This is a genomic window from Massilia sp. LMS1-1-1.1, from assembly GCF_040815535.1.
Classification (GTDB): Bacteria; Pseudomonadota; Gammaproteobacteria; order Burkholderiales; family Burkholderiaceae_D; genus Janthinobacterium; species Janthinobacterium aestuarii.
In genome coordinates this window covers 208,134-228,187 of record NZ_JBFPNG010000045.1, presented here as the reverse complement: position 1 = coordinate 228,187, position 20,054 = coordinate 208,134, and the positions used below count along the sequence as shown (strand labels likewise).

Sequence of the window (20,054 nt, the reverse complement as noted above, 5' to 3'; positions counted from 1 at the left end):
AACTGTAGGTTGGCTTAGCCGGTACGGCGTAAGCCAACAAAAGGAGTCGCAATGCAAAGAATGGGCATGGTCATCGGCATCGCGCCGGAGCGCATCGCTGAATACAAAACCCTGCACGCCGCCGTCTGGCCGCTGGTGCTGGCCAGACTGGCTGCCGCGCATGTCGGCAATTATTCGATCTTCCTGCGCGAGCCGGAAAACCTGCTGTTCGGCTACTGGGAATACCACGGCGAGGATTTTGAGGCCGACATGGCAGCCATTGCCGCCGACCCGGAAACGCAGCGCTGGTGGACCTTTTGCGCACCGTGCCAGGAGCCGCTGGCTTCGCGTGCCGAGGGCGAGCACTGGGCGATGATGGAGCAGGTATTTCACGTCAGTTAGCAAAAATCCGGGGTCAGACCCGCCGGGTCTGACCCCAGCCGTTAAGGTGTTGGGTTAAAAAATAAAAGGAGACAACATGACCGCCAGACTACAAGGCAAAATCGCCCTGCTCACCGCCGCCGGCCAGGGCATCGGCCGCGCCACGGCCGAAGCGTTCGTGCGCGAAGGCGCCACCGTGATCGCCACCGATATCAACCAGGCCCAGCTCGACGCGTTGAAGGAAGCAACGGGTTGCGCCATCCGCCGGCTCGACGTGACCGATGGCGCGGCGATCACCGCGCTGGCCGACGAGATCGGCCCCGTCGACATCCTGTTCAACTGTGCCGGTTTCGTCGACGGCGGCACCATCCTCGACTGCGACGATGCGGCCTGGGATCGTTCCTTCGACATCAATGCGCGCTCCATGTACCGGCTGACGCGCGCCGTGCTGCCCGGCATGCTGGCACGGGGCGCCGGCTCCATCGTCAATATGTCGTCCGTGGCGTCGAGCGTGAAGGGTGCGCCGAACCGCTTTATCTACGGCACCTCGAAGGCGGCCGTGGTGGGCATGACGAAATCGGTGGCGGCGGACTTTGTCACGCGCGGCATCCGCTGCAATGCGATCTGTCCCGGCACCATCGAGTCGCCCTCGCTGAAGGAACGCATTGCCGCCCAGGCGGCAGCGACGGGCGTGAGCATCGATGAAGTGCAGGCGGCGTTTGTCGCCCGCCAGCCGATGGGCAGAGTGGGCAGGGCAGAAGAAATCGCCGCTCTGGCCGTCTACCTGGCTTCCGACGAATCCGCCTTTACCACCGGCATGGTCCATGTGATCGATGGCGGTTGGTCCAATTAATTACAACAACGAGAGACACACATGAAACTGATGCGATATGGCGCCAAGGGCGCTGAAAAACCTGCACTGATCGATGCCGATGGCGTCGTGCGCGACCTGTCCGACGTGCTGTCCGATATCACGGGCGCAACCCTGGGCAAGGATGGCCTGGCGACTTTGGCCGCCCTCGATATCGCCAGCCTGCCGGTGGTGGCGAATCCTGGTCGCATCGCGCCGCCTTGGAAGGGCGTGGGCAAGTTCTTGTGCGTGGGGCTGAACTATGCCGATCATGCGGCCGAATCGGGCATGGCCGTGCCGGCTGAACCGGTGCTGTTCATGAAAGCCACCAGCGCCATCATCGGCGCCAACGATGCCGTGGTGATGCCGCAGGACTCGAAGAAAAGCGACTGGGAAGTGGAACTGGGCGTGGTGATCGGCACCACCGCACGCTATGTGAGTGAAGCCGATGCGCTGTCGCACGTGGCCGGCTATTGCGTGGTGAACGATTTGTCCGAACGCGAGTACCAGCTCGAACGCGGCGGCCAGTGGGACAAGGGCAAGGGCTGCGATACCTTCGGCCCGATCGGTCCCTGGCTGGTGACGAGCGACGAAGTGGCGGACCCGCAAAACCTGGGCCTGTGGCTGGAAGTGAACGGCAAGCGCGTCCAGGATGGCAATACCAGAACCATGGTCTTCGGCGTGGCCAATCTGGTCAGCTACATCAGCCGCTTCATGACCTTGTACCCGGGCGACATCATCAGCACCGGCACGCCGCCGGGCGTGGGCATGGGCCAGAAGCCGTCGGCCGTGTACCTGAAGCCGGGCGACACCATGCGCCTGGGGATCAGCGGCCTCGGTGAACAGAAGCAGACCGTGCATGCGTGGAATCCGGAACTGATCGACAGTTAATACAGTAGCAGACCGGCGTGCCGCCAAGGTGCTCAGACATCGGCGCGCCGGCCTATGGCAGTGGAGTGGAGGAGACACACCATGAATGAATCCGAAGAGATACTGGCCCTGAACAAGGTCAGCAAGCGCTTTCCCGGCGTGCTGGCGCTCGATAACGTCAGTTTCAGCTTGCGCAAGGGCGAGGCCCACGCGCTGTGCGGCGAAAACGGCGCCGGCAAGTCCACCCTGATGAAGGTGATGAGCGGCGTGTACCAGGCCGACGAGGGAGAACTGGTCTACAAGGGCAAGGTGTGCAGTTTTTCCTGCAGCGTGGATGCGGAGGCGGCTGGCATCGCCATCATCCACCAGGAGCTGAACCTGATCCCGCACCTGAGCGTGGCCGAGAATATTTTTCTCGCGCGCGAACCGGTGCGCGGCATCTTCATCGATCGCAAGAAGATGCGTGCCGATGCGCAGGCGCTGCTGGACCGGTTGAAGCTGCGCATCGACCCGCGCCAGCTGGTGAAAAACCTGTCCTGTGCGCAGCAGCAGATGGTGGAAATCGCCAAGGCGCTGTCGCTCAATACGGAAGTGCTGATCATGGACGAACCCACGTCGTCGCTGACGGAAAGCGAGACGGGCCAGCTGTTCGACATCATCAATGAACTCAAGCGCAACGGCGTGAGCGTGGTCTACATCTCGCACCGGCTCGAAGAGATGCAGCACATCATCGACAGGGTGACGGTGCTGCGCGACGGGAAATTCGTCTGCACCGACGATTTTGCCGCCACTACCCTGGACGCCATCGTGGCGAAGATGGTGGGCCGCACCCTCGATGAAAAATTTCCCGACCGCGTCTCGACGCCGACGGCTGAAGTGCTGCTGCGCGTGACCGATTTGCACCGCAAGGATGTCTTCGGTCCGCTGAGCTTTGACTTGCGGCGCGGCGAGATACTCGGCTTTTCCGGCCTGATGGGGGCAGGGCGCACGGAAGTGGCGCGCGCCATCTTCGGCGCCGATCCTCTCACCAGCGGTGCCATCCACCTGGGCGACGTGGCGGTGACTATCGACAGCCCCATCGATGCCATCGGACACGGCATCGCCTACCTGTCGGAAGACCGCAAGAGCCACGGCCTGGCGATCCGCATGTCGGTGGCGGCCAACCTGACCCTGACGAATGTGTCGGGGCTGGCGAACCGTTTCGGCTTCATCGATTTCGCCAGGGAGGAAGCGGTGGCGCAGCAGTACATTGCGGCGCTGGGCATCAAGACGCCAACCTCGAAACAGATCGCGCGCAACCTCTCGGGCGGCAACCAGCAAAAGATCGTCATCAGCAAATGGCTGTACCGCGAATCGAAAATCATCTTCTTCGACGAACCCACGCGCGGCATCGACGTGGGCGCCAAGTTCGCCATCTACCAGCTGCTCGACAAGCTGGCGTCGGAAGGCATCGGCGTGGTGCTGATCACGTCCGAGCTGCCCGAGATCATGGGCATGACGGACCGGGTGGCCGTGTTCCATGAAGGGCGCATCAGCGGCATCGTCAACACGCGCGAGTCGTCGCAGGAAGAGATCATGCAGCTCGCATCGGGCCGCCAGGCAGCAATGCATTAACATCAGAAAGCCACAAGAAAATGAACAAAGAACTGATACAAAAATTCGCCGCGCTGGGCAGCCTGTCCTTGCTGTTGTTGGTGTTTTCCCTGACCAGCAACGCCTTTTTCTCCGTCAGCAACGGCATGAGCGTGGCCTTGCAAGTGACGTCGATCGCCTATCTGGGCATCGCCGCCACCTGCGTCATCATCACGGGCGGCATCGACTTGAGTTCCGGCTCCGTGCTGGCGCTGGCCGGCGTGGCCGCCGCGCTGCTGGTCAAGAGCGGCGTGCCCGTGCCGATCGCCATGCTGGGCGGCGTCGTGGTGGGCGCCATGTGCGGCGCCGTCAACGGCTTTTGCATCACGCAACTGAAGCTGCCTCCTTTCATCGCCACCCTGGGCATGATGCTGATCGCCCGCGGCCTGGCGCTGCAGGTGACGGGTGCGCGCGCGATTTCCGGCCTGGGCGAGTCGTTCGGCGAACTCGGTAACGGCGTGCTGTGGCGCATCGAGCGCGACACAGGCGGCACCTTTCCCGAAGTCGTGTTTCCCGGCATTCCGTATCCGGTGGTGCTGATGGTGGTGATCGCCGTGGCCGTCTCCATCATGCTCAGCCGCACCACCTTTGGCCGGCATATCTATGCCGTCGGCTCGAATGCGGAAGCGGCGCGCCTGTCCGGCGTAAAGGTGGGCCGCGTGACCCTGCTCGTGTACACCCTGTCCGGCGCCTTGTCCGGCCTGACGGGTTGCGTGCTGATGTCGCGCCTGGTGACGGCGCAGCCGAACGAGGGCGTGATGTATGAACTCGATGCGATCGCCAGCGCCGTGATCGGCGGCGCCTCGCTGATCGGCGGCATCGGCACCATTTCCGGCACCGTCATCGGTTCCTTCGTCATCGGCATCCTGCGCAACGGCTTGAACATGAACGGGGTATCGAGCTTTATCCAGCAAATCATTATTGGACTGGTCATCTTGCTGACCGTCTGGATCGATCAGAAGCGCAACCGCGCCTGAAGCAGCAAGCAGCACGCATGAAGTCAATCCACCAAATCTATAATTATTAAATGAGGACGACAATGAAAACCATCAAAGCCATGTCGCTGGGTCTGTTGACCGCAGCATTTGCCCTGAGCTCCAGCGCCGCCTTCGCCGCCCCGGGCGAGATCGCCGTGATCGTCAAGACGACCAATTCCAACTACTGGCAAAACGTCAAGAAGGGCGCCACGGCCAGCGCGGCAGACGCCAAGGGCTACAGCCTGACGTTCCAGGGACCGGCCTCGGAATCGGCCATCGCCGACCAGGTCAGCATGGTGGAAAACGCCGTCACGCGCAAGGTGGCCGGCATTGTGCTGGCCGCGTCGGATCCGGACGCGCTGGTGCCGGCCCTGAAGAAGGCGTGGGAAGCGAAGATTCCCGTCGTGCTGATCGATTCGCTGGTGGCCGAGAGCGGCAAGCGCTATTACCAGTCCTTCCTGTCGACCGACAATGAAGCGGCCGGCGAGCAAAGCGCCAAGGCTCTCATTTCGCAGGTCGGCAAGACGGGCAAGATCGCCGTGATGTCGTACGTGGCGGGCGCCGGTTCCGAGACGGGCAGGGTGGGCGGCTTCAAGCGCTATATCGAAAAGAACTCGCAGCTGCAGATCGTCGGCACGTATTACTCGCAGTCGCAGATGGCCACGGCGCTGAACCAGACGACCGACGTGCTGGCCTCGAATCCGGACTTGAAGGGTATCTTCGGCGCCAATGAGCCGACGGCCGTGGGCATGGGGCGCGCCATCGCGCAGGCGGGCAAGGCCGGCAAGGTGATCGCCGTGGGCTTCGATGGCAATGAAGACCTGAAAAACTTCGTCAAGGACGGCACCCTGTATGCGACCGCCGTGCAGGGTTCGTACTCGATGGGCGCGCTGGGCGTGAAAACCCTCGTCAGCCTGATCGAAGGCAAGAAGGTCGCACCGTTCGTCAACACGGGCGTGGTGATCGTTACCAAGGCCAATGTGGAACTGCCGGAAGCGAAGAACGTTTTGTATTGAGTTCCATATTGCGTATCAGCTGATCGTCAGGCGCTGCTTCAATTCATTGAGCAGCGTGCCGGTCTTGGTGGTCAGCTGGCGCGCCAGCGGCCACGCGAGGGACAGCGGCAAGCCTGGCGTGGCGCAGGCCGGCAGTACTTCGACGATGGCGCCGCTGGCCAGGTGCTCGTGCACGAGCCACGTCGCCTGCTGCGCGATGCCCAGGCCCGCCAGCACGGCGGCCGTTTGCGCCTCGGCGTCCCCCACCGTCAGGCGCGGACTGACCGTCCGCCGTTCCACCCCGTGCTCGCCTGCAAACAGCCATGGCGCCGCCGTGCCGTCGCCGCGGCCGTAGGCGATGCAGTCGTGGCCATCGAGATCCGCGATCACAAGCGGCGTGCCGCGCCGCGCCAGATAGGCGGGCGCCGCGCAAAAGATCAGGCGCTCTTCGCCCAAGGGCATCTGCCCCAGCGTTGGCGGCCAGCTGCCCGGTGCGCCGATGCGCACGGCGATATCGATGCGCTCTTCGAACAGGTCGGCAAAGCGGTCGCTGAAGGCAATCGACGGCTGCAGCTTCGGATATTTTTCGCACAGATCAATCAGCACCGGCATCACACGCATGCGGCCGTACGACGCGGGCACGCCGATGCGCACCTTGCCTGCCAGTTCCCCATCCTGCTCGGCCAGCACGTTTTCCGCCTCGACCAGTTCCTGCAGCACGCGCTTGCAGGTGGCGTAATAGGCATGCCCCGCGCTGCTCAACTGCAAACGCCGCGTGCTGCGCTCGAACAGGATCACGCCCAGGCGCGCTTCCAGGCGGGCCACGCTCTTGCTCACGGCCGAGCTGCTCAGGTGCAGCCGCGCGGCCGCCCTGGTGAAACTGCCGGCATCGGCGGTGGCAAGAAAAGGCGCGATGCCTTTCAAATGTTCGGACATGATTGCAGAATATTTTTCACGAATAAGGTGAAATACTATCGCGGATAAGAATTTCTGTCCGCTATATCATGGCTTTTTACACAGGCATGGGAGTACGCATGAACAAGCACGCATTGATTATCGGCGCCAGCGGCGTTATCGGCAGCAATCTGGCCACGCATTTGCTGGCGCAGGGCTGGCAGGTGACGGGCGTCTCGCGTGGCCGCACGCCGGTTCCAGCCGGTTGCGCATGCCTGCCGCTCGATGCCACGGACGGCGCGGCGGTCAGCGCCGCCCTGGCGGGCCTGGATGCCAGCCACGTTTTTTTCACGGCCTGGGCGCGCCAGGCCAACGAGCAGGAAAACATCCGCGTCAATGGCGCCATGGTCGCCAATGTGCTGGCCGCGCTGGGCCCCACCGGCCACTTGCGCCATGCGGCGCTGGTCACTGGCCTCAAGCACTACCTGGGACCGTTCGACGCCTATGGCAAGGGCAGCGTGCCCGTCACGCCGTTCCGCGAAGAGCAGGGCCGGCAAGCGGTCGAGAATTTTTACTATGAGCAGGAAGACCGGCTGTTCGACGCGGCCGCGCGGTATGGTTTTACGTGGAGCGTGCACCGCCCGCACACCATCATCGGCTACGCGCTGGGCAATGCCATGAACATGGGCCTGACCCTGGCCGTGTATGCGAATCTGTGCAAGGCCGGCGGCCAGCCCTTCGTCTTTCCCGGTTCGTCCGCGCAATGGCATGGCTTGTCCGACATGACGGACGCGGGCCAGATCGCACGCCACCTGGCGTGGGCGGCCGACAGTCCCGCCGCGCGCAACGAAGACTACAATATCGTCAATGGCGACGTGTTCCGCTGGAAGTGGCTATGGCCGCGCCTGGCCGCTTATTTCAGCGTCGAGGCGGCCGATCTGCCCGAGGCGATGGCGCCGCTGGCCGACCGCATGCAGGACGCGCCCGCGCAGTGGCGCGCCATCGCCGAGCAGCACGGCCTGGTGGAGGCTGATGTCAGCCGCCTCGCCTCCTGGTGGCATACGGATGCCGACCTGGGGCGGCCGATGGAAGTGATGACGGACATGGGCAAAAGCCGCAAGGCGGGCTTCCTCGATTACCAAGATACGCAGGATGCCTTCTTCAATCTGTTCGACAAGCTGAAGGCGGAGCGCGTCATTCCGCGTTAAACCCAAAAGCAAGGACTGGGGTCGGACCCTGAGGGTCCGACCCCGGCACTTCGCCGTTGGGCTATTGAGGAGGCACCGCCAATCCATGCGCCTTACGCTCCTGCGCCCGCTGCCACTCCAGCCCCGGGCGGTCGACGCGAAATTGCAGCAGCCGTCCCTGCACCACTTCCGTCACGTAGGCCGTACGGCCATCGGGGCCGCCGAAGGTGATGTTGCTGGGCTTGGCGCCGGGTACGCTGATTTCGCGCAGGATACGTCCCTGTGGCGATAATTTTACCACCGTGCCCTTGCCGTAGCGCGTCACGTACAGGTTGCCGTCCACGTCCACGCGCATGCCGTCCATGCCGAAATCGTCGAACTTGATCAGCAGGCGCTTGCCGCTCAGGCTGCCGTCCGCGGCGATGTCGTACATCCAGATATTGCGCTGCACGCTTTCATTTACATACAAGATCTTGCCGTCGGGGCTGACCTCGATGCCGTTGGCCGTGCCCATGGTGTCGAGCGCCAGGGTCACCGTGCCCTCCTGCGCGATGCGCCACACGCGGCCCGTGTTTTCCTTCCAGTTCGGGTCGCTCGCATATAGCACGTCGTCGGCCGTGATGGCGATGTCGTTCGGCTGCGTCATGCGCGGCTCGCGCGCGTGGATGGTGAGCGCGCGCGTGGCCGGGTCGACCAGGTAGATCGTGTGTTCCATGTAGTCGGCCAAATACATCTGGCCCCGGCTGCCGAAGCGGATGCCGTTGGCGATGCTGGTGCCGGGAAGGGTCAGGTACACCTCGCCAGTGCCGCCGGGACTGACCTTGCCGATGGTTTGCTGGCGCGCAAAGTTGACGGCATAGATATTGCCATCCGCATCCACGGCCGGGCCTTCGATGCCCTTGGTAAAGGAATGCGCGGGCGTGAGCGTGGTGGCGAGAAACAGCGCCTCGTGCGCGGGCGGGCTGGCGCAGGCGGACAGGTTGGCCAGCGCGGCGGCCAGCACGGCCGTGCGCAGCGACGGCAGGGCGTATCGGGTATGGGACATCGGTGTTCTCTGTGTGGCAAAGGTGGCGTATGTTACCCGACGCGCGCCGGCCGGGGCGCCTGGCTAGGCTGCCACGACGACGAGGTCGGGAAAGTCGTCTTGCCAGCCGTCCCACTCGTCTTGCAGGTGGGCATGCATGCCGGCGCGTTCCTGCGCCTGATCAAAGGTGTCCGCGCTGGCCAGCAGGAAGCGGGCGATGGCGCGCAGGGTGGCCGGGTCGGCCTGGATGGTCACGTCGGAACAGCGTTGCGGGCGTTCGGACGGCGCGTCTTGCAGATAGCAGTGCAGCGATAAATGGGTGGTCATGGGTGTCAGTGGTCGATGGGCACCGCACATGATGCCACGCGCGCGCAGTATCTGTAAGGTGAGCGAGCAGCAATTGACGCCGGACGGGCGGAATGGAAAAAGATGCGCGACAGGACTGCGCAATAGCCAGGTTGAGGCGTATGATGGAAATACAGATGTGGTTGCCGCAAGGCAGTGCGACCGGCACCGGCCGCACATCTTGCAGGTTTTTTTCGTGGTTTTGGCAGTAATGACAACGAGGAGACATCATGGACAAACCCGAATTCATCCTGGCCGCCAAGGCCATGGAAACGCTGGAAATGTATCAAACGTTTTATGGCCACTCCAGCGAATACCAGGCGCACCAGCAGGAAGTGCTGAAACTGCTGCGCCACAAGGGCGCCTCCCTGCTCGTGTCCGAGCATGGCCCGGCGAAATTCCTGCTGGCCTTTGCCGATGCGCTGGAAGCGGCCAGCTTGCCGGGGGAATATGTGCCGTTGAGCCGGCGGTAGGATAGGGTACTGTCTGGCCTTGGTTTTACCAGCGCCAGATAGTACCCGGGTTAGCAGATTGCGCCATACGTCCCTTTTCCCGTGCGCAGGTCGAGTCCGAAATAGCATTCGTATGCCGCCTCTTTTGTACGAACGCAGGCAATATCTCCCCTGCGCCGCTCACGGTAGTCAGCCGAGGAACTGCACGCCTGTTCCTGTTTTATATCGGGGCCGAGCTGAGCAAACAGTTCCCGTGCCAATTCCCCTTTGACCATGATTGCCACTTTCCGGTCGTTTCGCGTGGGTGGCAGCATTTCGGACAGCGTTCCGCCGTAGATCTGATAGTCACCACGCAAGGGCCTTGGTTCGCCAGTCCACGCCCGCTGTTTGTCGGCTGCGTGTGCCGTTGAGAATAGAGCGAGCGCTATGGCGTAGCATGCAAGCCGAGTAGTCATCCATGCTCCCTGATTTCAATATGAAGATGGTCGTCGTGTCCTTTCAGAGACCGCACGCGCCCGCCACCGATCGTCTTTTGTATCTCTTCATCGTTAAAGAAGACCTTGGTGACCATTGGGTGCAGCAGAAACAGCTGTATCAATTTGATAGTGGAGCTCCGGTCATACACGCTATCAAAGCGCGACACGCGTGCGGACTGGCCTTGCAGTTTGTCCTTCCGCAAGGGGCGTAAATCCATTTCAATGCCTTTTCTGTGGCTGACATGCTTGTCGTACGCTAATCCTTCGGCAATGCTGATATTCCCGATACCAAATTTTCTATCATCAATTGCCTGCCATTCACGTTCGATGTAAAAGATCAGGGATAGCAAGCTGGGGTGCGCATATTGGGCCATATGGCCGGAATGAGGCATCCGGTGCAGATTGCCATAGACGTAATACCCGGCATCTTCCGGAGCTTGCGGCAATATAAAAAAGCCGCGCTTATCCCTGGGCTGAACTTCAAGCATGGTCAACTCCGCTACGCGCAACGGTGGGGGAGTTGGCATTGTTTCGTATTTCTTTCCATCCGGAATTGCGGTGTCGCAAACTATGGCGAACACGAACCGGATTCATCAACGCCATGGTGGTAACTTTTTTATATCGTGTTTGTGACGATGTGTGAGTATGTTGCCGCCTATTTGGTGCACACTTTGCCGGATATAAATCCGGGAGTGCCGCCATGACCAGGTCACGCAGCTTGCCGCCACGATTGCTGGGAGCAGGCTTCCGTGGCTTTTCCCTGCTGCCGCTGGCTATTTCATTTGTCGTGCTGGTGTGCCTGTCGCTGCTGGCGATCCAGTTATGGACGACCTTGCGCGCGCGGGAAGGGCAACTGCTTGAAGCGTCCCGTGAAAGTGCCAATCTGGCGCAATCTGTTGCGCAGCATGCCTATGACACCATCAAGGAAGCCGATACGGTGCTGGTCGGACTGGTGGAACGGTTGGAAACAGACGGTGTTGCCGGTCTTGAACTGACCCGTATCCACAAATTGCTGGTCAACCGTGTAGCCGAGTTGCCCCAGTTGCACGGTATCTTCATCTATGCGAATGATGGCAGCTGGCTTGTGAACTCTCAGAAAACGTTGTTGAGCAATCTGAATAATTCCGACCGAGATTATTTCAAATATCACCGAACGCATGCTGATCGGGGGCCGTATGTCGGGCCTCCCGTGCGCAGCAAATCGACGGGACACTGGATAGTCACGGTATCGCGGCGGATCAATTTGCCTGACGGAAGTTTCGGCGGCGTGGCGCTGGCGACCATCGACATGAATTATTTCCGGCTGTTTTATGAACGCTTTTCGATAGGAAAAAAAGGCGCTATTTTCATTGCGAATGGAAAAGGTATTCTTTTATTGCGAAGGCCGTTCGATGAGAGTTTGCTGGGGCGCGATATTTCAAAGTTCCCGATATTTCATGATTACCTGCCCAAAAGTCCCGTTGGCACGGCCGTGGTCCAGTCGCGGGTCGATGGCGTCACGCGTATCAATAGCTACCGAAGAGTCGAGGAATACCCGCTGGTGGTCTCTGCCGCACTGTCTCAGGATGAGGTCCTTGCTTCGTGGCGTCTCGATACGATGATTCAAAATACGGTGGGTGGCGTGCTGGTACTGCTGATCGCGTTCATCGGATACCGTGTGGTGCGGCAGATCGATTTGCGGGTCAAGAGCGAGGCGGGGCTGGTCGAGGCGCGCAATGAACTGGAAATGATCAATGAAACTCTGGCCCGCCTTGCCAGTCAGGATGGATTGACGGGACTGGCGAACCGGCGCCACTTCGACCAGTCGCTGCTTGCCGAGTTCAGCCGTGCGCAGCGTGAAGGCAGCTCACTTGGGCTGGTGTTGATCGATGTCGACTTCTTCAAGCAATACAACGATATCTATGGCCATGTGGCCGGCGACGATTGCCTGAGAAAAATTGGCAAGGTGGTCGGCTACAGCATGCGCAGGCCGGGCGACCTTGCGGCGCGCTATGGCGGCGAGGAAATGGTCATTTTATTGCCAGGGACGGAGCTGCCGGGAGCATTGGCGGTGGCGGAAGGCGTTCGCCAGGCCGTGCAATCGCTGGGAATCGAGCATAGTGGCAGTCCTCCCGGCGTGGTGACGGCCAGCGTCGGCGTGGCGGCTTTTATACCGATGCATCAGGAAAACCGTCCGGTCGAGCTGGTTGAACTTGCTGACAAGGCACTGTACAAGGCCAAGGCATTGGGGAGAAATCAGGTCTGTTATGAATCGTCTAGTGAAATTGCCGCCGAGCAGGCCGCGACTGCTTTTGCGTTTCGATAGCCATTTTTGAAGATGGATGGGCGGGCGCGGCTTTGCGCTGCGTCCTGTGCGGCGCGTGCGCCAGCCTTGTCCATGTACAATCGGCAACATCCGGATCGACGTATCCGCCATCTCATTGCGGAGTACGTTAGAGCGTGACACAAACATTGCAAACCTGGCTGCTGGCCTGGCGGGAAGCCTTCACGTGCGTCGGCCTGGGACTGCGCGATGCGCGTCATGCGGGCCTGTGGTGGCGCTCCGCGCTGTGGTGCATGGCGGTCGTGGCCCTGTGGCTGGGACTGTATGGCTACTTTGGCCGTTTTTTTGTCGAGCTGAGCGCCATGCTGGCGCTGGTGTCCGTGACCGGCTTGCTGGGCCTGGGCGTGATGGATGGCGTCGGGGCGCTGGCCAACGGGCCTGCCACGGTGTCTCAGATGGGCAATATCGCTGGCGGCCTGGGCAGCGCTGCCAAGGCCATGCTGTCGATCGGCCAGATCGCTCTGGCATTGCTGGCGCTGGCTGCTTTTTTCTATGTGATGGTCTTTATCGTTGGCGCCATCGGCACGGCGCGCCTGCCGCTGCGCTGGCTGTTGCTGGAGCGCGCCAAAGCGGTGGTGGCGCGACGCTATATCGGGTGGCAACCGCCAGCCGGTTTGGAGTTGTCTGCCGCGCACCCCGCCTGGCGGCGTCGCCTGTTGCTGCTGCTTTCCCTCCTGATTCCGGTGTGGGCCATGTGCGTGCTGATCTCGTATTTGCTGGCCTGGAATGTCCAGATGATCTACGGCGCGGCGGCTGAAGAGGTGCTCGGCGCGGAACAGCAAGCGGCGTTGCGCCGCGAACAGCGCCCAGCGATTTTCGCCCTGGGACTGCTGTTGTGTTTGCTGATGCTCGTACCGGTTCTCAATTTACTGTTGCCAGCCTTGCTGTGCACCAGCGTTTGCCATTTGCAGCGCCGCAGCTGGCGCGCAACGGGAACGTCAATCAAGGTGGAGTGAATATGACTGAAAACGCAAGACGCGGCACCCTCGAGCGCGCGATTGAAATCGCTGCCGCCACCCATGCCGGCCAGACGGACAAGGGCGGCGCGCCGTACATATTGCACCCCTTGCGCGTCATGCTGCGCGTCGCCCCCGGTGCCCAGCAGATAGTCGCCGTGCTGCATGACGTGGTGGAGGACAGTGACGGCAAAGTCACCTTCGACGACCTGGCGCGCGAAGGATTTTCCCAGGAAGTCATCGACGGCGTGCGCGCCGTGACCAAGATCGAAGGCGAGTCGTATGAGGCGTTCATCGCCCGCGCGGCGTTGAATCCGGTAGGCAAGGCCGTCAAGCTGGCGGATCTGGCTGAGAATAGCGATTTGTCGAGGATAGATAGGCCGACGGAGAAGGATTTGGAGAGGGGGGAGAAGTATCGGCGGGCGGTTCAGCAACTCATGTCGCAGCAATGATTCTGGAGTGCCGAGATCGTGTCCGGGTGATCTGCCCCGGGGGTCACCGGGTACGACCCAGAGCCTTGCGGATAGCCTGTTCGACGGGGCGGTCTATCAGCGCCAGGACGATGACCACGATAGAGGTAACAATCAGTCCCTCCAGTAAAGCAGGATCCGGAAAAAGTTGCTGATTGGCGATGGCAACGGGCACTGTCGCACGCTTCCAGAGAAGGAGCAGCAGGGCAGCGCCGGCGGCGAGCAGCATGGCCGGCCGACGATGCTGCAAGCGGGCAATTTGCCCCATCAGCAGCAGCGCGATACCCCATGCAAAAGGATAGAAGCCATGGTCGAACAAGATCATGCGCTCATCGTAGTAGGCGCCGGTGTACCAGGCAAAATGGGAGAGGCTGAAAAGACCATAAGCGACGAGGGCTACAGCTAGCACGAGGAAACTGGTGGAAAGCAGGCGAGCAATTTTCATGGTTGGGTTTTCTTTGCCAATGCTTCGAGATCGCGCTCGGCCAGGTGGCGTTTCTGCTTGGTTACTTGGATGATCTTGCCTTTGGTGGATGTGGTTCGCTGGCCGTGCTTGTGGTTCTGCTTTTCTCGCCGCCACTATGGCTTGTCGGATAACTCTTGCTTATGGTTTCAGTGGGCATGAAAGTGCACGTTTTTAGAATTATCGAATGTAGCATATTTATTAATTTTATTGGCGCCAACTTGGTACTCGGCTATAGGTGGTTTTAATTCCTGCAGGGCAAAGGGTCGTTCCGCCATTCATACAAGCCCTGAGCAGCCGATGTTGTCGTTAGGAAAAACCGCCTGCGGCGCAAAACCTGGTCAGAAGAATCGGAGGGGGTTGCGCTTGCAAGCGCAACCCGGTTTGGCGGCGCCGAGCTGCGCTCGCCGAAGGCCCCGCAAAACCCCCGCGCCCGTACCGGACGCGGATTCGACGCCCGCGTTGTGCATGCATGGAATAAATAAAAAGGGCCTCCCCGCCAAAACGGGGAAGCCCTTTTTATTTATTCAGTGGTGGAGACGGCGGGAATCGAACCCACAGCTAGCTGAGTGTTTGTGCGGCTGTAAGAAAAATCCCTGTCAATTTGTAGCCAATTGTCGGTTGTCAATGGCTTGGATTCGTGGTGTTGTAGCATCATTGCTGGAAAGGGATGATGAAATCTTAATTTCCTGATGGAATCTATCATACAATTGTAAATAGGATAAAACTTAGGAAATTGTATGAGAATCACGAGAGATTTTGATGTTTCAGGATTGAATATACGTGCGCATCGGAAGCATGAAGCGTCCGAATACGTGTTACTTTGGCAACAGTTGCATAAGGCAAAGACTCACATTGCCCATGCGAACACCGCTCTCATGATAGGTACATTACAATACGAAAACCCACGTGAGCCGACAGCTGGAATTTATGGTCATTTATACAGATTTTTAGATGTAGATCCGGCTCACCCTTGGTTTAATATCAAAAATCATAAAAAAGCATCTAATTCGGAAGTGGAGTTGGTAAACATTCCAGATGAATTGAAACCAGGGTTGGTAGAAATTCCCTATGTATTTGATGTGAAAAAGCATTGTTTGTATTTCGTAGCACACGAAAAGGATGCTGACCTTTCACCTGGCATGGTTCTTCGATTACTTACATCATTATGTAAAGACTCAAAAATTGTTGAACGATTTGGGATCGTTGATATTACTGTTGTTACTGATAAAGCTCAGCTTAGTGAAATGCTTAGCTGGCCAGTGATTCGAAATCTGACATTGGTATTAGACCGTCCCAATCCAACTGAAGAAGAAGACGAAGCGTATTTTTATGAAAAAATGGCTAAAAGAGGAGTGGCTCAAGAGGTGATAACCTATAAAAAGGCCCCTGAAGCTGCCTCTATCGTTCCGGATGAAGAGATGAAGATACTTGCGCGTATCGCTGCAGATAACGGTGAAGTGAAAATAAGTGGTAAAAACAAGGAGCGGTGGTCTGCAAAAGCATCCTCTAAAGATTTCCCGCTCGCAATTAAATCAAAATACAATCCTGTGATTCAAACGCTCATGGATGCATTGAAAAACGTGGTTGAAAACTACAAAGCGAAAAAATAATGGCACCTCCTCTTTCTCCACTTTCCAATGTAAAAATGTTACAAATGGCTTGGGGTATTACAGGTGGATGGAGGGCTGCTTGGAAATCTAGTGATTTTAAGATTTCATTATTTGTAACTTTTTTGTGTTTTAATTTTTGGCTCACATTGCCTTGGTGGGATCAGGTTATAAGTGTCTTGCCTAATTTACTTGGTTTTACACTTGGTGGCTTTGCCATTTTCCTTGGATTTGGCAGTGAGTCATTTAAAACAATGTTATCTGACGTGGATGAGAAGCGTTCGCCATATATTAGCGTGAGCGCCTCATTTTTAATATTTGTATTCTTTCAAGTTTTGGCTTTGTTGTATGCACTTGCTGCCAAGTCTCTGCATTTTGATTTGATGCAGTCTGCAAAATATATTAAAACTAATTTCCAGTATTTCAAGGAATTCGATTTCCTGAAAGTTATTCAACCCTTGCAGCTTTGGCTTGATAGATTTGACGTACTTGCTTCAGGGGTTGGATATTTTCTCTTTGTTTATAGTTTGATTTTTTCTTTGCGGGCATCAATGCGGATATTCAGACTCAGCCGTTGGTATCACCAGCTTATAGTTGCCGAAGCTGCTGAGGCTGAGGCTGCTCGGTTAAGACTTAATCCACCACCTTGATTTTGAATTTTATGGCTTTTGTTTTGCGGGTGAGTCGCCAAACAACGGAGCGAGGGTCAGGTTGAGCTAGTCCGGTTTTCATGGACATTCTAATAGGGGACAATGTGCCCTGGAGGATATTCATGAAGAAGAAACAACTACCTTCGAAGCGGGAGATCATTCCCACTTCACCGGAATCAACACCGAAGTTGCGCGCCACATTCACAGATGCATTCAAGCGCGATGCGGTAGCGCGGCTGCGCGCAGGCAATCAAAGCGCCACTGATTTGGCGGTAGAGCTAGGGTTGCGTCGCAACCAGCTCTATAAATGGGCGAAGAAGCTCGATGAGCAATCCTTGGAGGACGCCTTGCGTTCGCCAGGCCGGCCACCGACTGGCAATCTGAGCGAAATCGAACAGTTACGACGTGACCTTGCCAGTGCCCAGGAGGAGCTGGCCATCTTAAAAAAGTTAGATGCGTACTTAACTCGCCTAAAGAAGTGAAGTACGCTGTCATTGATGCGCACCGCAGTGAGTTTTCAGTCAAGTCGCTATGTCGTGTGCTTGATATCAGCCGCAGCCTGTACTACGCCTTCAAAAAGGCTAGGCCAAGCTTACGCAGCCAGCAGGACTTGGCTTTGCGTGCCAAAATCGTCGCCATCAATACAGCGCATCGCTGGGCCCCTGGGGCAGTGAAGATGTGGCATTTGCTTAAGGCCGAAGGCATCCAATGTGGGAAGCATCGCGTGATCAGGCTGCGCAAACTGGAAGACATTCAAACGACCCGCATGAAACGTTTTCGCGTCATGCAAGCGAAAGAGCGTGTGCAGCCCCCAGCGCCCGATCTGGTCAAGCGCGCCTTTCAGGTCGATGCCCCTGACAAAATTTGGGTGGGCGACATTACCTCCTTGCGTACGAGAGAAGGATGGATCCATCTGGCCATCGTACTCGATTTGTTTGCACGTCGGGTGGTCGGCTGGGCCATGAATTCCACCCAAGCGGCGGCACTGCCGATGGCGGCGTTGAACATGGCATTGGTTCAGCGGCAGCCCTGCTCAGGATTGATTTTCCACAGTGATCAAGGCACCGTTTATGGGTGCAATGATTACCGTGAACTACTGCAAAAACACGGTGTGCTGGCGAGTATGAGCCGTAAAGGCAACTGCCATGATAATGCTGTCGCCGAAAGTTTCTTTTCCAATCTGAAGAACGAAGTGATGCATGATCGTCTGTTTGCATCCCGAGAAGAAGCGAGGGCGGTGGTCAATGACTATATCGGGATGTATTACAATCGCAGCAGGCTACATCAAACCTTGGGCTACCAAACACCAGCGCAAGTGGAAGCACACTTTCGTGTGCTTAATTAACTGTCCTGAAAACCCGAACTACCTCAGGTCCGGCATTCGTACACGGCCTGAGCAGCCGATGTTGTCGTTAGGAAAAACCGCCTGCGGCGCAAGAGCCAGCCAGACGAATCGGAGAGGGTTGCGCTTGCAAGCGCAACCCGGTTTTGCGGCACCGAGCTGCGCTCGCCGAATTCCCGCAAAACCCCCGCGCCCGTACTGGACGCGGATGCGATGCCCGCGTTCTGCATGCATGGAATAAATAAAAAGGGCCTCCCCGCCAAAACGGGGAAGCCCTTTTTATTTATTCGGTGGTGGAGACGGCGGGAATCGAACCCGCGTCCGCAAGCACTCCACAGACAGTTCTACATACTTAGCACTATCATTTAATTTAACTCAGCCAGCACGGATGTGCACGTTCTGGGCAAGCGAGTTACCTATTATTTAGTCGGACGCTAAGTAACCCAGCATACGACGAGTCCCTGTAAATGACTCTAGAGCTTTTGACGGCCCACCCCAGGGACGAGGTGTTCTAGAGCTAACAGCGATTAAGCTGCCAGTGCGTACGAGTTATCGTTTGCAGTTAAGTTTTTTCAGGTTGTATTTACGAGGTAGCCCGCCCTCGGTATGCCCTGCGCTGCTTTGCAACCCACGTCGAAACCAGGTCGTCCCCACAGAACCTTCATTGTAGCGCAATCTGCCCACTCTTGCATGGTGCATTCGCGGTAAGGAACGAGGCATCTTCGAATTGCTTGAGTCAGACGAATCGGAGAGGCTTGCGCTGGCAGGCGCAAGCCGGTTGTGCGGCGCCGGGCTGTGCCCGCCGAAGTCCCGCACAACCCCCGCGTCCGCAAGCACTCTACAGACAGTTCTACATACTTGGCACGATCATTTAATTTGACTCAGCCAGCACGGATGTGTAGGTGATGGGCAAGCGAGTTACCTATTATTTAGCCGGACACCAAATAACCCAGCATCAGACGAGCTCTATGGTGACTCTGGAGCTTTTGACGGCCCACCCCAAGGACGAGGTGCTCTGGAGCTAACAGCGATCAAGCTGCCAGTGCGTACGAGTTATCGTTTGCAGTTAAGTTTTTTCAGCTTGTATTTGCGAGGTAGCCCGCCCTCGGTATGTCCTGCGCTGCTTTGCAACCCACGTCGAAACCAGGTCGTCCCCACAGAGGCTCCTGTGTAGCGCAATCTGTCCACTCTTGCATGATGCATTCGCGGTAAGGAATGAGGCAGCTTTGAATCGCTTGAGCCAGACGAATTGGAGGGACTTGTGCTGGCAGGCGCAACCCCTGCGTCTGCGAGCACTCTACAGACAGTTCGGACTGCTATTTAATTTTAGAGATAAGCGTAAGTTCTTACCCCAAAGGCAAGTGCTGGGGTCAGACCCGGCGGGTCAGACCCCAGCTTTCCACTGCGGAAAGTGCTGCTCCTCAGGCCGCCAACTGCCGCTCCTGCGCCGCCTTCACCACGCCCGTCACCAGTTCCAGCAATGCCAGCGGCGTATCAAGCAAATGGTCGGCGTTCCAGTGCTGCGGCTCGACGGGGCCGCAGTAGCCCCAGGCGCAGGCTACCGTGCGCATGCCGGCGGCGCGGCCGGCCTGGATGTCGCGCAGGTCGTCGCCCACGTACCAGCAGTCTTCCGGCGCCAGGTCCAGGCGGCGGGCCGCTTCCAGCAGGGGGGCGGGGTGCGGTTTCGGGTGGGGCATGGTGTCGCCCGAGATCACGCAGCCGGCGGCGCCCAGGCCGATCTGGCCGACCAGCGGGTCGGTGAAGCGGGCGGCCTTGTTGGTGACCACGCCCCAGGCCAGGCCCAGAGCTTGCAGGCCTTCCAGCATGGCGGGAATGTCGTCGAACAAGCGGCTTTCCACGGCCAGGGCCGCTTCGTAATTGTTCAGGAAGCCGTCTTTCAGAGCTTCGTAGCCACTTTCGCCAGGAGCTATGCCATACGACGCGCCTATCATGCCGCGCGCGCCGGCCGAGGCCGTGGGGCGCAGCACTTCATACGGGGTCGGCGCCAGGCCGGCGCGCGCGCGCAGCAGGTTGATGGCCGCCGCCAGGTCGGGCGCGGTGTCGGCCAGGGTGCCGTCGAGGTCGAACAGGATGGCGCGCGGGGCTGGCAGATGGTCAGTGATCATGGCGGGCAAAGTGTGTCAAGTGGGAATGAAAAATGGCGGCCGCAGCCGCCTT

22 protein-coding genes and 2 other RNA genes are annotated in these 20,054 nt (G+C 58.6%); 15 read left to right on the top strand and 9 right to left on the bottom strand.

The window, feature by feature from the left end:
• Positions 1 to 51 precede the first annotated feature (51 nt).
• The 6 genes from MRBLMS1_RS22980 (at position 52) to MRBLMS1_RS22955 (ending at position 5,705) form a co-directional block, all read left to right on the top strand.
• A complete protein-coding gene (locus MRBLMS1_RS22980; RefSeq protein ID WP_485882178.1) occupies positions 52 to 381 on the top strand; it encodes an L-rhamnose mutarotase in 330 nt (109 codons plus the stop codon).
• 76 nt (positions 382 to 457) lie between these two features.
• Positions 458 to 1,213 (top strand): SDR family oxidoreductase, encoded by a 756-nt coding sequence (locus MRBLMS1_RS22975; protein ID WP_485882176.1) that lies wholly within the window; start codon positions 458 to 460, stop codon positions 1,211 to 1,213.
• 21 nt (positions 1,214 to 1,234) lie between these two features.
• Positions 1,235 to 2,101 carry a fumarylacetoacetate hydrolase family protein gene (locus tag MRBLMS1_RS22970; RefSeq protein ID WP_485882174.1) on the top strand — a complete coding sequence of 289 codons (867 nt, stop codon included), beginning with the start codon at positions 1,235 to 1,237 and terminating at the stop codon, positions 2,099 to 2,101.
• An 81-nt stretch (positions 2,102 to 2,182) separates the two neighbouring features.
• Positions 2,183 to 3,694, top strand: coding sequence for a sugar ABC transporter ATP-binding protein (locus MRBLMS1_RS22965; RefSeq protein ID WP_485882172.1), 1,512 nt, complete (start codon positions 2,183 to 2,185; stop codon positions 3,692 to 3,694).
• A gap of 20 nt (positions 3,695 to 3,714) precedes the next feature.
• On the top strand, positions 3,715 to 4,689 hold the full coding sequence (locus tag MRBLMS1_RS22960; protein WP_485882170.1) for an ABC transporter permease: 975 nt from the start codon (positions 3,715 to 3,717) through the stop codon (positions 4,687 to 4,689).
• 80 nt (positions 4,690 to 4,769) lie between these two features.
• On the top strand, positions 4,770 to 5,705 hold the full coding sequence (locus MRBLMS1_RS22955) for a substrate-binding domain-containing protein (RefSeq protein ID WP_485882645.1): 936 nt from the start codon (positions 4,770 to 4,772) through the stop codon (positions 5,703 to 5,705).
• Between the two features lie 15 nt (positions 5,706 to 5,720).
• On the opposite strand, the gene MRBLMS1_RS22950 is transcribed toward MRBLMS1_RS22955, so the two are convergent.
• Entirely contained in the window at positions 5,721 to 6,620 is a 900-nt protein-coding gene (locus MRBLMS1_RS22950; protein WP_485882168.1) for a LysR family transcriptional regulator, read from the bottom strand.
• 98 nt (positions 6,621 to 6,718) lie between these two features.
• Here MRBLMS1_RS22950 and MRBLMS1_RS22945 point away from each other — a divergent pair, with 98 nt between their 5' ends.
• A complete protein-coding gene (locus MRBLMS1_RS22945; protein ID WP_485882166.1) occupies positions 6,719 to 7,786 on the top strand; it encodes an SDR family oxidoreductase in 1,068 nt (355 codons plus the stop codon).
• A gap of 61 nt (positions 7,787 to 7,847) precedes the next feature.
• Here the strand turns inward: MRBLMS1_RS22945 and MRBLMS1_RS22940 are convergent, their stop codons facing one another.
• On the bottom strand, positions 7,848 to 8,810 hold the full coding sequence (locus MRBLMS1_RS22940; RefSeq protein WP_485882164.1) for an SMP-30/gluconolactonase/LRE family protein: 963 nt from the start codon (positions 8,808 to 8,810) through the stop codon (positions 7,848 to 7,850).
• 63 nt (positions 8,811 to 8,873) lie between these two features.
• Entirely contained in the window at positions 8,874 to 9,116 is a 243-nt protein-coding gene (locus MRBLMS1_RS22935) for an Imm32 family immunity protein (protein ID WP_139090337.1), read from the bottom strand.
• Between the two features lie 248 nt (positions 9,117 to 9,364).
• On the opposite strand from MRBLMS1_RS22935, the gene MRBLMS1_RS22930 reads away from it, so the two are divergent.
• A complete protein-coding gene (locus tag MRBLMS1_RS22930) occupies positions 9,365 to 9,607 on the top strand; it encodes a hypothetical protein (protein ID WP_070303981.1) in 243 nt (80 codons plus the stop codon).
• Between the two features lie 50 nt (positions 9,608 to 9,657).
• On the opposite strand, the gene MRBLMS1_RS22925 is transcribed toward MRBLMS1_RS22930, so the two are convergent.
• Positions 9,658 to 9,942, bottom strand: a complete 285-nt coding sequence (locus MRBLMS1_RS22925) for a hypothetical protein (protein ID WP_485882161.1) — start codon at positions 9,940 to 9,942, stop codon at positions 9,658 to 9,660.
• 95 nt (positions 9,943 to 10,037) lie between these two features.
• Positions 10,038 to 10,550 (bottom strand): hypothetical protein, encoded by a 513-nt coding sequence (locus MRBLMS1_RS22920; protein ID WP_485882159.1) that lies wholly within the window; start codon positions 10,548 to 10,550, stop codon positions 10,038 to 10,040.
• A 212-nt stretch (positions 10,551 to 10,762) separates the two neighbouring features.
• Between MRBLMS1_RS22920 and MRBLMS1_RS22915 the strand changes: the two genes are divergently transcribed.
• The 3 genes from MRBLMS1_RS22915 to MRBLMS1_RS22905 all read left to right on the top strand — a co-directional run bounded on the left by MRBLMS1_RS22915 (position 10,763) and on the right by MRBLMS1_RS22905 (position 13,793).
• Positions 10,763 to 12,367 (top strand): sensor domain-containing diguanylate cyclase, encoded by a 1,605-nt coding sequence (locus tag MRBLMS1_RS22915; protein WP_485882157.1) that lies wholly within the window; start codon positions 10,763 to 10,765, stop codon positions 12,365 to 12,367.
• A gap of 134 nt (positions 12,368 to 12,501) precedes the next feature.
• Positions 12,502 to 13,341, top strand: coding sequence for a hypothetical protein (locus MRBLMS1_RS22910; RefSeq protein ID WP_485882155.1), 840 nt, complete (start codon positions 12,502 to 12,504; stop codon positions 13,339 to 13,341).
• A 2-nt stretch (positions 13,342 to 13,343) separates the two neighbouring features.
• Positions 13,344 to 13,793: a GTP pyrophosphokinase gene (locus tag MRBLMS1_RS22905; protein ID WP_485882153.1), complete on the top strand. Its 450-nt coding sequence runs from the start codon at positions 13,344 to 13,346 to the stop codon at positions 13,791 to 13,793.
• Positions 13,794 to 13,836: 43 nt separating this feature from the next.
• Here MRBLMS1_RS22905 and MRBLMS1_RS22900 read toward each other — a convergent pair whose 3' ends face one another.
• Entirely contained in the window at positions 13,837 to 14,256 is a 420-nt protein-coding gene (locus tag MRBLMS1_RS22900) for a hypothetical protein (protein WP_485882152.1), read from the bottom strand.
• Positions 14,257 to 15,014: 758 nt separating this feature from the next.
• Between MRBLMS1_RS22900 and MRBLMS1_RS22895 the strand changes: the two genes are divergently transcribed.
• From MRBLMS1_RS22895 to MRBLMS1_RS22880, 4 genes are all read left to right on the top strand, one after another.
• Positions 15,015 to 15,887, top strand: a complete 873-nt coding sequence (locus MRBLMS1_RS22895) for a DUF4747 family protein (RefSeq protein WP_485882150.1) — start codon at positions 15,015 to 15,017, stop codon at positions 15,885 to 15,887.
• Positions 15,887 to 16,534, top strand: coding sequence for a hypothetical protein (locus MRBLMS1_RS22890; protein WP_485882148.1), 648 nt, complete (start codon positions 15,887 to 15,889; stop codon positions 16,532 to 16,534). The genes MRBLMS1_RS22895 and MRBLMS1_RS22890 overlap by 1 nt, the downstream gene beginning before the upstream one ends.
• Positions 16,535 to 16,656: 122 nt before the next feature.
• The gene (locus tag MRBLMS1_RS22885; protein ID WP_485882146.1) at positions 16,657 to 17,016 is read left to right on the top strand and encodes a transposase; all 360 of its coding nucleotides are present in this window, start codon (positions 16,657 to 16,659) and stop codon (positions 17,014 to 17,016) included.
• Positions 17,013 to 17,879, top strand: coding sequence for an IS3 family transposase (locus tag MRBLMS1_RS22880; RefSeq protein ID WP_485882145.1), 867 nt, complete (start codon positions 17,013 to 17,015; stop codon positions 17,877 to 17,879). Before MRBLMS1_RS22885 ends, MRBLMS1_RS22880 begins: the two co-directional genes overlap by 4 nt.
• Before the next feature lie 288 nt (positions 17,880 to 18,167).
• Here MRBLMS1_RS22880 and ssrA (MRBLMS1_RS22875) read toward each other — a convergent pair.
• The 3 genes from ssrA (MRBLMS1_RS22875) to MRBLMS1_RS22865 form a co-directional block, all read right to left on the bottom strand.
• Positions 18,168 to 18,528, bottom strand: a transfer-messenger RNA (tmRNA) gene (gene ssrA / locus MRBLMS1_RS22875).
• A gap of 169 nt (positions 18,529 to 18,697) precedes the next feature.
• Positions 18,698 to 19,024, bottom strand: a transfer-messenger RNA (tmRNA) gene (ssrA, locus tag MRBLMS1_RS22870).
• A 273-nt stretch (positions 19,025 to 19,297) separates the two neighbouring features.
• The gene (locus MRBLMS1_RS22865) at positions 19,298 to 20,002 is read right to left on the bottom strand and encodes an HAD family hydrolase (protein ID WP_485882143.1); all 705 of its coding nucleotides are present in this window, start codon (positions 20,000 to 20,002) and stop codon (positions 19,298 to 19,300) included.
• Positions 20,003 to 20,054 lie beyond the last annotated feature (52 nt).